A 10,372-nucleotide genomic window follows, 5' to 3' on the forward strand; every position below is an offset into this window, starting at 1 on the left:
GGCGGAGACCTCCACCTTCCCGCCCTCGCTGCACGCATCGCACGCGTTGAGCGCCAGATTGATCAGCACCTGCTGGAGCTGATCCGCGTCCGCCGCCAGCGCGGGCACGGACTCCGGCACGTCCACGCTCAAGCCCACCCGCCGCCGCTCCGCCTCCACCTGCAAGAGCTCATGCACGCTGCGCACGAGCGGCCCCAGCGCCACCGGCCGCACCATCGCCGGCTGCAGGCGGGAGAAGTCCAGCAGCTGGCGCAGCGTGCGGCTCACCCGATCAATCTGCTCGACGATGACGCCCAATCCCGGGCCCTGCGGGTGCGAGGCGCCCAGCTTGCTCTGGACGTACTCCGCCCGGCCGCGCACCACGCCCAGCGGCGTGCCGATTTCATGCGCGATGCCCGCCGCCAGCACGCCCACCGTGGCCAGCTTCTCCGCGCGCAACAGCTGCGTCTCCAGCGCGCGCACGTCGCTCAGGTCCTCCACCACCAGCAGCGCGCGCGTCTCTTCCTTCGGGTCCTCAGCGGTCAGCGGCACCGCGTGCAGGTTGTACGTGCCCTCCTCGCCAAAGAGGGCCAGCGGTTCACCCAAGAGGCTCAGCGGCCGGTCCTCCTGGCGCGCGGACGCCACCAGCGCGGACAGCCGCTCCACCACCGGCGCCGGAGCACCGGGGAACGCGGAGGCCAGCGGCGCGCCCGTCACGTTGCCGGGCACGCGCGAGCGCAGGGCCTGGTTGACGGCGCTGATCCGCCCGTCCTCGGTGAGCGCGAGGACGCCCGTGGGCAGGTGGTCCAGGATCTTCCGAGTCCGGTCATGGAGCGCGGCGAGCTGGGCCGCGTGCCGGCGGCTCTCCGTCAGCGCCACCGCGCGCCGCCGCGCAATCACCACGTACACCGCGAAGGCCACCAGGAAGAACGCCACCAGCGCGCCCGCGCCCAGCAGCCGCACCACCAGCGCCTGCTCATGCGAGCGCAGCGCCGCGGTGGACACCAGCGTCGCCACCGCCCAGTGGCTGCCGCCGCGCATGCGGATGGGCGTGTAGACGGCCACCACCTCCGCGCGCCCCAGCCCCAGCCGCTCCGCCTCCTGCTCGGACAGGGGCAGCATGCCGCGCGCGCCCGCCTTCAGCCGCGTCACGAGGAACGCGAAGCCCGGCACGTCCGAGTCCTTCTGGCCCGCGCGCCGGAACCACTCCGCCAGCCCCGGGTCGCTCGCGGGCGTGGGCTGGCCGTGCGTGCCCACGAGCAGCAGCCGCGCCTCCAGGTCCGACGTGACGATGCGCAGCGGCGCGAAGAAGGACTCCGTGTCCACCAGCACCGCCACCGCGCCCTCGGGCTTGCCGTCCGTCGCGGGCAGCGCCGTGGCCAGGATGCGCAGCCAGCCGCCGTTCGCCGCGTCCAGGATGGGGGACGTGGTGAGGTCCCCCGGCGGACGCTGCAACGCCCGGCGCGCCGTCCCCGCCATCTCCGCCACCAGCCCCTCGCGGGACACCTGCGCGTCCGGCTTCCGGTCCAACAGCAGCAGCCGCTCCGCGCCCTCGCCGTCGTACGCCGCGATGGCCTTGTACTGGCCCACCGCCTCCAGCAGCGCGCGCAGCTCGCGCCGGTGCTCCGCCAGGCTCCCCGGCTGGGACATCAGCTCCCCGGCGAAGCGCAGGTTGCGGCCCACCTCCTCCAGCGAGTCGGTGACGCCGCCCACGGCCTCGTCCAGCTGCTTCTGCCGGTCCCCGGCGAACTGCTCCACCAGTGCGGTCCGGCTGCGCTTCACGAGCGTCCAGACCCCCACCCCCACGCTCGCCAGCGCGGCGCACAGGAGCAGGATGGGCAGGAGCGTGGACCGCATGGAGACCCGCACCCTAACCCGCTGGGTGGTCCCAAGTCCTTGTTTCCAATAGCTTTTGTCCCACCTGCCCCCAGGTACTTGCCCGTTGACGGCCTGCGTCGGCCAGTGCTACCTACCGGTCGGTAGGCGAATTGACCTACCGGTCGGTAGGTGGTTTCTGGCCCGGCGGAAGCAGGCAGGCCGGCGAGGGAAGGCACGCATGACACCCACGGGGCGCAAACCGGACGAGGGCGAGCGGTACAGGGCCATCCTGGAGACGGCGGCGCGGCTCATCTGCGAGCGCGGCTACGAGGGCACGTCGATGCAGGAGATCGCCGCCGCGTGCCGGATGACGAAGGCGGGGCTCTACCACCACATCCAGAACAAGGAGCAGCTGCTCTTCGCCATCATGAACTACGGCATGGACGTGTTCGAGGAGCAGGTCCTCGCGCCCGTGCAGGACGTGGCGGATCCGGTGGAGCGGCTGCGCCAGTGCATGCGCCAGAACATCCACCTGGTGACGAGCGGCCGCAGCAAGGAGGTCATCATCATCCTCCACGAGCACGCCACGCTCACCGGTGAAGCGCGCGAGTACATCGACCGGCGCAAGAAGCGCTACGTGCGCTTCCTGGAGGATGCGTTCGCGGAGGCCAACCGCCTGGGCCGCCTGCGCGGCATGGTGGACCCCACCGTCGCGGCCTTCTCGTTCCTGGGGATGATCCTCTGGGTCTACAAGTGGTTCAAGCCGGACGGGCGCCTCACCGAGGAGCAGATCGCCGACGGCATGGTGGAGCTGCTCTTTCCGTCCAACGCGACGGCCGCGAGCGCCGCGGCCCCTTCAACTGAAGACGCGCCCGCGCTGCGCATGGTGCCGCGCGCCGCCTCCGGTTCCGGGGAGGAATCCCAGTGAACCGCGCCCGTTGGAGTTCCCTGTCGGAGGCGGTGGCCTCCATCCCGGACGGCGCGTCGCTGGCGGCCGGCGGGTTCATGCTGGGCCGTGCACCCATGGCGCTGGTGCTGGAGCTGGTGGCGCAGGAGAAGCGCGGCCTGCAGCTCATCTCCCTGCCCAACCCGCTGCCAGCGGAGTTCCTGGTCGCGGGCGGGTGCCTCCAGCGCGTGGAGCTGCCCTTCGGCGCGCTGGTGCTGGAGAACCGCGTGCGTCCCCTGCCCTGCCTCAAGCGGGCCATCGAGCAGGGTGAGCTTGAGTGGCGCGAGCACGACGGCTACCGCGTGGTGCAGCGGCTGCGCGCGGCGTCCATGGGGCTGCCGTTCATCCCCGCGCCGGACGCGGACGTGTCGGAGCTGGCGGAGGTGGACGCGCCGCGCACGGTGGAGGATCCCTTCACGGGCCGCCGCGTGCCGGTGGAGCCCGCGTACTACCCGGACGTCGCGCTCATCCACGCGCGGGCGGCGGACGACAAGGGCAACCTGCTGATTGAAGACCCCACCACGGACCTGCTCGTCGCGGGCGCGGCGAAGCGGATCATCGCCACGGTGGAGGAGCGCGTGCCGAAGCTTGCGCGCGTCACCATCCCCGCCTTCCAGGTGGAGCGCGTGGTGCTGGCTCCCGGCGGCGCGCTGCCCACCGGGTGCCTGGGCCAGTACCCGCATGACGACGCGATGCTCGCGGCCTACCTGGCCGCGGCGGACGCGGGTGACGCGAAGGGCTTCCTCATGTCGCTGCGTGCGACGCGGAGCGCGGCATGACGGCGACGACGGTGGACGCGACGCCCGCGGAGACGGTGGTGTCGCTGCTGGCGCGGGAGATTGAGGACGGCTCGGTGGTGGCCACGGGCGTGGCGTCGCCGCTGGTCATCCTGGCCATCGCGGTGGCCCGGGCCACGCATGCGCCGGGGCTGACGTATCTGGCGTGTGTCGGTTCGTTGGATCCGGAGCTGCCGGAGCTGTACCCGTCGTCCGAGGACCTGCGCTACCTGGACGGCCGGTCCGCGGAGGTGAGCATCGCGGACCTGTTCGACCACGCTCGGCGCGGCCGGGTGGACACGGTCTTCTTCGGCGCGGCGGAGGTGGATCCGGCGGGCCGCACCAACATGACGGCGTCGGGCAGCCTGGACAAGCCTCGCACCAAGTTCCCCGGCGTGGCGGGCGCGGCCACGTTGCGCCAGTGGGTGAAGAACCCCGTGCTGCTGGTGCCCCGGCAGTCGCGCCGCAACCTCGTGCCGCAGGTGCAGGTGGCCACGACGCGCGACCCCAGCCGTCCGGTGCGGCTCATCTCCGACCTGGGTACGTATGAGCTGGGCGGGCCCCGAGGGGCGCGGCTGTTGGCGCGTCACCCCTGGGCCTCGGTGGACGGCATCTCCGAGCGGACCGGCTTCGAGTTCGCGGTGCCGGACGCCCTGCCCGTCACCTCCCTTCCGGACGCGCGCACGGTGTCGGCCATCCGCGCGCTGGACCCCCGCAACCTGCGCGACGCGCTCGTCGGCGGCTGAAGCACTTCTTCCCCATCCTTCAAGCAGCACGGAAAAGAGGCACCGCATGGAAGCCGTCGTTCTTCGCCAGTTCGGGAGTGCAGAGAACCTGCGTCTGGAGACCGTGCCGGTGCCCCGGCCGGGCAAGGGCGAGGTGCTGCTGAAGGTCCACGCGTGCGGCGTGTGCTACCACGACGTCATCAACCGCCGCGGCAACCTGCCCCGCACGCACGTGCCCGCCATCCTGGGGCACGAGGCCGCCGGCGAGGTGGTGGAGGTGGGGCCGGACACGGTGGGCTGGAACGTGGGCGACCGCGCCGCGACGCTGCAGCGCATGTCCTGCGGCGAGTGCGCGCTGTGCCTCTCCGGCCGCAACAGCCTGTGCAAGACGGACAACCGCTTCTTCGGCGAGGAGCTGCAGGGCGGCTACGCGCAGTTCATGGTGGCCCCGGTGCGAGGCCTGGGCCGCGTGCCGTCCGACCTGCCCTGGGCGGTGGCCGCGACGGTGTGCTGCACGCTGGGCACCGCCGTGCACACGCTGCGCACGCGGGCGAAGGTGAAGGCCGGTGAGACGGTGTTGATCACGGGCGCCAGCGGTGGCGTGGGCCTGGCGGCCGTGCAGCTGGCCAAGGTGGACGGCGCGCGCGTCATCGCCATCACCTCCGGCGAGGCGAAGGTGGCGGCCCTCAAGGAGGCCGGCGCGGACGAGGTGATCGTCTCGCGCGGCCTGGACTTCGGTTCGGAGGCGCGCAAGCGCACGCAGGGCCAGGGCGTGGACGTGGCGGTGGAGATCGTCGGCAGCGCCACCTTCGACCAGACGCTCAAGGCCATGGCGCCCGGCGGGCGCGTGGTGGTGGTGGGCAACCTGGAGTCCGGCGTGGTGAACCTCAACCCGGGCCTGGTCATCGTGAAGGAGCTGGAGATCCTGGGCGCGTACGCGACGACGCGCGAGGAGCTGGACGAGTCGCTGCGGCTGACGGCCAAGGGCCTCATCCGCCCGTTCGTGTCGGAGGAGGTGGCGCTTTCGGACGCGAGCCGCGCGCACTTCCGCCTGGAGAACCGGGAAGTGGCGGGCCGGCTGGTGCTGGTGCCGCCGGCGGCTTGAGGCCCCCTGCATACGCGACCTTTTGACTTGAGGAGTTCCCCATGAAGAAGCGGGTTGGAATCGAAGCGCTGGCGGTGGCGGTCCCCCGGCGGTACGTGGACATCGAGGACCTGGCGCGGGCGCGCGGCGTGGACCCGGCGAAGTTCACCGCGGGCCTGGGCGCGAAGGAGATGGTGGTCAACGACCCGGGCGAGGACTCCGTGTCGCTGGCGGCCACGGCGGCCGCGCGGCTGATCCAACAGCAGGGCGTGGACACGTCCAAGCTGGGCATGCTGGTGGTGGGCACGGAGACGGGCGTGGACCACTCCAAGCCCATCGCGTCGCACGTGCATGGACTTCTGAAGCTGCCGCGCTCCATGCGCACGTTCGACTCGCAGCACGCGTGCTACGGCGGCACGGCGGGCCTGATGGCGGCGGTGGAGTGGATTGCCTCCGGCGCTGGGGCGGGCCGGTCCGCGCTGGTGGTGTGCACGGACATCGCGCGCTACGGCCTGAAGACGGCGGGCGAGCCCACGCAGGGCGGCGGCGCGGTGGCCCTCCTGGTGTCGGAGACGCCGGACCTGCTGGCGGTGGACGTGGGGCTCAACGGCGTGAGCACCGCGGACGTGTACGACTTCTGGAGGCCGGTGGGCCGGCGCGAGGCGCTGGTGGACGGGCACTACTCCATCACCTGCTACCTGGACGCCATGGCGGGCGCGTACCGGGGCTGGCGTGAGCGCGCCATGGAGCAGGGGCTGGTGCGGTGGGATTCGAAGCTGCCCAGCGAGCAGCTCGCGCGCATCCTGTACCACGTGCCCTTCTGCAAGATGGCGCGCAAGGCGCACGCGCAGGTGCGGCTGTGCGACCTGGAGGACTCGGGCAGCGGGCCGGCCACGCCGGAGGCGCGCGACGAGGCGGCGAAGTCGCAGGCCAGCTACGACGCGCAGGTGGCGAAGTCGCTGGGGCTGAACGCGCGGGTGGGCAACGTCTACACGGCGTCGCTGTACCTGGCGCTCGCGGGGCAGCTGCACGCGGAGGCTGCGGCGCTGGCGGGTCAGCGGATTGGCCTCTTGTCCTACGGCAGCGGTTCCTGCGCGGAGTTCTACTCCGGCGTGGTGGGTGAGAAGGCCGCGGAGCGCATGGCCCGCGCGGACCTGGACACGGTGCTGGCGAAGCGCGAGCGCGTGTCGGTGGAGGAGTACGAGCGGCTGATGAACCTGCCCTACGACGCGCCGGAGGCGATTGCACCGGAGCCCGGCACGTTCCGGCTGGCGGAGATCCACGAGTTCCGCCGCAAGTACGCGGGCGCGTAAAGCTTCACGGGCGATGCGCGCGTTGCCGCGTGCATCGCCCGTTCGCGTTTCGCGCATTCCAGCTGGTAGCGTCGAGGGCTCCTTCCGGGAGTCCCCATGAATGCGCACCGGCTGCGTCGCCTGTTCTCACGAGCCCTGACGGCTTCGCTGGCCACTCCCCTGCTGCTCTCGGGATGTCAGGCAGAGTCCGACGTCAAGCCGCTCGCACATGCGCCCAAGCCCAGGGTCACTCCCACGTCGACGGTCAGCCACGCACCCGATGCCGGGCGGACGGGGGATGTCCCAGCCCCCGTGGCGCTCGAATGCAGGGATGGGTTTCCCCTGCTCCGCCCGCTGACGATTGCTCGCGCGCCGGATTTCATGGAGCTGAGGAGGATCCATTACATCCCATGGCGGGAGGATGGTGCCTCCGAGGGGACTCCCCTGGTCGCCGAGGGGACCGCCTGTCACGGCGCGAAGAACAAGGGCGCCTGCCTGAACACCTTGAAGCACCTGGCGAGGCCCCAAGGCTTCCATGAGGGCTGTGTGCAGTTGTGCAGTGCCTATTTCCTCGCGGTGACACGCGGTGACGACGTGGCCGCGGTCAGCTCGCTGGAATCCCTTCGCTCGCTGCTGGGGACCATCGATACCGCGCAGGAAGCCGGACTCATGGCCTTCGCCGCCGGCTACGACTCGTGTTCCCGGGAGTCGCGCCAGGACGCCGGGAGCATCACGGCCAGGCCCGAGGGTGGCTTCGACGTCATTGGATACACGGGCAGCGTCTGCGAGAAGAAGGGCCTCCTGCGGCACACGGTGCGGGTCGCGGCCTCCGGCGAGATGCGCGAGGTGAGCCGCGAGCTCGCGCAGAAGCCACGCAACGACTGTCCCGTCATCGGGAGGCGGCCCGTGGGGCTCCATGCGACAGAAGACGGTGGCTGCGAGGACGCGCGAGGCCGCTACTTCGCGGACGTCGCCCGCCTGGAGGCCGCGTCCGTCCAGGCCTTCCTGCGGCTGCGCGAGGAACTGGCCCTCCACGGCGCGGACGAGGCACTGCGGGACGCGGCGCTCGCCAGCGCGGTGGACGAGGTGCGGCACACGGACCTCACCGGCGGGCTCGCACGGCGCTTCGGCGCAGTCCCTCCCCCGCCCTCCGTCGCGGACGTGCCGCCACGGCCGTTGTTCGAGGTGCTGCTCGACAACGCCGTGGAGGGCTGCGTGCGGGAGACGTTCGGCGCGCTGGTGGCGCACCATCAGGCGCTGCACGCGGAGGACCCTGAGATCCGCGAGGCCATGATGGGAATCGCCGAGGACGAGACCCGCCACGCGGGCCTGTCATGGGACATCGACACGTGGGCCGCGCCCCGGCTGTCCCTGGAGGAGCGCTCCGCCCTCCAGGAGGCCCGGCGTCAGGCGCTTGCCGTGCTGCGCGCGGAGGTGGCCGTGCCGCTGGACGCGCGCCTGAGCGCGGAGGCGGGGCTGCCTTCACCGGCGGTGGCACTGGCGCTGCTGGACTCGCTGGAACCGGAGCTCTGGGCCTGAGAAAGCCCATGTCCCACGCGGCCGGAGTCGCGTGTCCAAAGGAGGCCCACACTTCCTTCGAGGGACTCAATGAACGTGAATCGGCTGCGGACGCTCTTCTCCCACGCCCTGCGGGTCTCCCTGGCCACGCCCCTGCTGCTCACAGGATGTCAGGGAGAACCTGTCGTGGAGCCATCGCCTGAACCCGGGCCTGTCGACCTGAGCCAGCACTCGGACGTCGCCTGCGTGAACGGCTACCCCGCCATCACGGGCCTGACCGTGGCCCCGGCTCCGGACGTGCTCCAGCTGCGCACCGTCAGACGCTGGGGCCCGCCCACGCTCCCTCCCATTGTGCTCAAGACGTCCGAGGGTGAGCCCTGCGCGACCGCCTCCAATTCCCAGGCGTGCCTGGACCAGCTCGAAGCGCTGGACGTCACACGCGGCTTCCCGAGGCTTTGTGGCTACAGCTCCGAGTGCGCCGAGGGATTCCTCGTCACGACCCGCGGCGATGAGGTGACGACGTACACGACCGCGGACGCCGTCCGGGCCCTGCTCGGCAGCATCGACACGCCGGAGGAGGCCGCGCTCCTGGCCTATGCCTCGGGCTACGCCCTGTGCAGCTACCCCGCCTACGAGCGCGGCAAGGTGCGGGCGCTTCCGGACGGGACGTTCAGCGTCGTCAGCATCCAGGACTACGACTGCGAGACGAACGTGTACGAGACCCGGCACGACCTGGAAGTGACGCCGGACGGGGTGGTCACGGAGGTGGGCAAGTTCCCCCTCAAGGCGGGTACGCCCGACTGTGTCGCCGGCCGCAGGCCCGTGGGGCTCCAGGTCTCCGGGGGCGGTGATTGCGAAGACGCGAGGGGGAGCTACTTCGCGAAGGCAGCCCGCCTGGAGGCCGCCGCCATCCACGCCTTCCTGCGCTTGCGCGACGAGTTGGCCCTGCATGGCGCGGGCTCCGCGTTGCAGGACGCGGCGCTCACCAGCGCGGCGGACGAGGTGCGGCACACGGAAGTCACCCTGCGGCTGGCCTGGCGCTTCGGCGCGACGCCGGTGCGGCCCGCCGTCACGGACCTGCCGCTGCGCCCATGGGGCGAGGTGCTGCTCGACAACACCGTGGAGGGCTGCGTGAGGGAGACCTATGGCGCGCTGGTGGCGCACCACCAGGCCGTGCACGCGAGAGATCCGGAGATCCGAGAGGCCATGGCACGCATCGCCGACGACGAGACCCGGCACGCGGCCCTGTCCTGGGACATCGACGCATGGGCCCTGCCCGGCCTGTCCACGGAGGCACGGGCCGCCCTCCACGCCGCCAGGCGGCAGGCCATCAAGATCCTGCGCGAGGAGGTCGCCGTGCCGCTCGCCCCCGAGCTCATCACGGACGCCGGGCTGCCTTCGCCGGAGGTCGCGGCGGCGCTGCTCGACTCGCTGGAGCAGTCGCTCTGGGCCTGAGGCGCTACAGCACTTCCGAGCGCAGGTCGGGGAACACCTTCCCCACCTTGCCGAGCAGGTAGTCCCCATAGGTGCCCTGGAAGGCGTGCACGCTCTGGCGGTCCCACCGCTCCGCGTGGTCATCCGCGCCCGCGCCCTTCAGCGCGGGCGAGTCGATGGCGCGCACCTCCGCCGTCCAGCCCGGATCGAAGAAGAACGGCAGCGACAGCCGGTCGCGGCCCGCGCGGTTGAGCACCCGGTGCGGCGTGGAGCGGTACACGCCGCGAGTCATCCGGTCGAGCATGTCGCCGATGTTGCACACGAACGAATCCTCCAGGGGAGGCGCGTCCACCCAGCGCGTGTGGCCATCCTGGCGCGTCTTCACCTGGAGCCCGCCCGCGTCGTCCTGCTTGAGGATGGTGAGCACGCCGTAATCAGTGTGCTCGCCCACGCCCCACACGGGCAGCCCTTGCGCGTCCGCCTCCGGGCCCGGCGGGTAGTTGAAGATGCGGAACAGGACCGTCGGATCCGCCATGTACCTCCGGGCGAAGAAGTCCGCCTCCAGGTCCAGGCTGAGCGCGATGCCGGACATCAACGCGTGTCCCAGCGACGTCAGCGCCGCCATGTACTCCAGCACCGCGCCGCCCAGCTCCGCCGGCTCCCGGGGGAACAGGTTCGGTCCATGCAGCGGCGTGCCGGCGCGCACGCGAGGGTCGTCCGGCGGCAGCTCCGAACCGAAGTACAGCCCCTCCTTGCGGTCCGGCCGGCCCGACGTGAGCTCCCCGCCCACGGGGAAGAAG

At 71.7% G+C, this 10,372-nt stretch carries 9 protein-coding genes; 7 read left to right on the forward strand and 2 right to left on the reverse strand.

The genetic code is table 11. The annotated features are described in order from the left end of the window. On the reverse strand, positions 1-1,836 hold a 1,836-nt coding region (locus D7X55_RS28005; protein ID WP_121724656.1), incomplete at its 3' end, for a PAS domain-containing protein. Between the two features lie 199 nt (positions 1,837-2,035). Between D7X55_RS28005 and D7X55_RS28010 the strand changes: the two genes are divergently transcribed. From D7X55_RS28010 to D7X55_RS28040, 7 genes are all read left to right on the forward strand, one after another. Continuing rightward, positions 2,036-2,725, forward strand: coding sequence for a TetR/AcrR family transcriptional regulator (locus D7X55_RS28010; RefSeq protein WP_121724651.1), 690 nt, complete (start codon positions 2,036-2,038; stop codon positions 2,723-2,725). Continuing rightward, positions 2,722-3,522 carry a CoA transferase subunit A gene (locus tag D7X55_RS28015; RefSeq protein ID WP_121724652.1) on the forward strand — a complete coding sequence of 267 codons (801 nt, stop codon included), beginning with the start codon at positions 2,722-2,724 and terminating at the stop codon, positions 3,520-3,522. The genes D7X55_RS28010 and D7X55_RS28015 overlap by 4 nt, the downstream gene beginning before the upstream one ends. After that, positions 3,519-4,265, forward strand: coding sequence for a CoA-transferase subunit beta (locus D7X55_RS28020; protein ID WP_121724653.1), 747 nt, complete (start codon positions 3,519-3,521; stop codon positions 4,263-4,265). Before D7X55_RS28015 ends, D7X55_RS28020 begins: the two co-directional genes overlap by 4 nt. A gap of 46 nt (positions 4,266-4,311) precedes the next feature. Next, entirely contained in the window at positions 4,312-5,349 is a 1,038-nt protein-coding gene (locus tag D7X55_RS28025) for a zinc-binding dehydrogenase (protein ID WP_120548587.1), read from the forward strand. Positions 5,350-5,390: 41 nt separating this feature from the next. Next, on the forward strand, positions 5,391-6,641 hold the full coding sequence (locus D7X55_RS28030; RefSeq protein WP_121724654.1) for a hydroxymethylglutaryl-CoA synthase family protein: 1,251 nt from the start codon (positions 5,391-5,393) through the stop codon (positions 6,639-6,641). A gap of 525 nt (positions 6,642-7,166) precedes the next feature. Next, positions 7,167-8,159, forward strand: a complete 993-nt coding sequence (locus tag D7X55_RS45535; RefSeq protein ID WP_304988904.1) for a ferritin-like domain-containing protein — start codon at positions 7,167-7,169, stop codon at positions 8,157-8,159. Between the two features lie 69 nt (positions 8,160-8,228). Next, the gene (locus D7X55_RS28040) at positions 8,229-9,593 is read left to right on the forward strand and encodes a ferritin-like domain-containing protein (protein ID WP_121724655.1); all 1,365 of its coding nucleotides are present in this window, start codon (positions 8,229-8,231) and stop codon (positions 9,591-9,593) included. A 4-nt stretch (positions 9,594-9,597) separates the two neighbouring features. Here the strand turns inward: D7X55_RS28040 and D7X55_RS28045 are convergent. Continuing rightward, the coding region (locus D7X55_RS28045) for an isopenicillin N synthase family oxygenase (RefSeq protein WP_147470235.1) at positions 9,598-10,372 on the reverse strand (775 nt) is incomplete at its 5' end.

The sequence above is a fragment of the Corallococcus sp. AB049A genome, from assembly GCF_003668885.1.
Lineage (GTDB): Bacteria > Myxococcota > Myxococcia > Myxococcales > Myxococcaceae > Corallococcus > Corallococcus interemptor.

What these genes read in the sequence shown, in the direction of transcription:
- D7X55_RS28010 (WP_121724651.1), top strand. Translation starts at nt 2,036, where the DNA reads ATGACACCCACGGGGCGCAAACCGGACGAGGGCGAGCGGTACAGGGCC.
- D7X55_RS28020 (WP_121724653.1), top strand. Translation starts at nt 3,519, where the DNA reads ATGACGGCGACGACGGTGGACGCGACGCCCGCGGAGACGGTGGTGTCG.
- D7X55_RS28025 (WP_120548587.1), top strand. Translation starts at nt 4,312, where the DNA reads ATGGAAGCCGTCGTTCTTCGCCAGTTCGGGAGTGCAGAGAACCTGCGT.
- D7X55_RS28030 (WP_121724654.1), top strand. Translation starts at nt 5,391, where the DNA reads ATGAAGAAGCGGGTTGGAATCGAAGCGCTGGCGGTGGCGGTCCCCCGG.
- D7X55_RS28040 (WP_121724655.1), top strand. Translation starts at nt 8,229, where the DNA reads ATGAACGTGAATCGGCTGCGGACGCTCTTCTCCCACGCCCTGCGGGTC.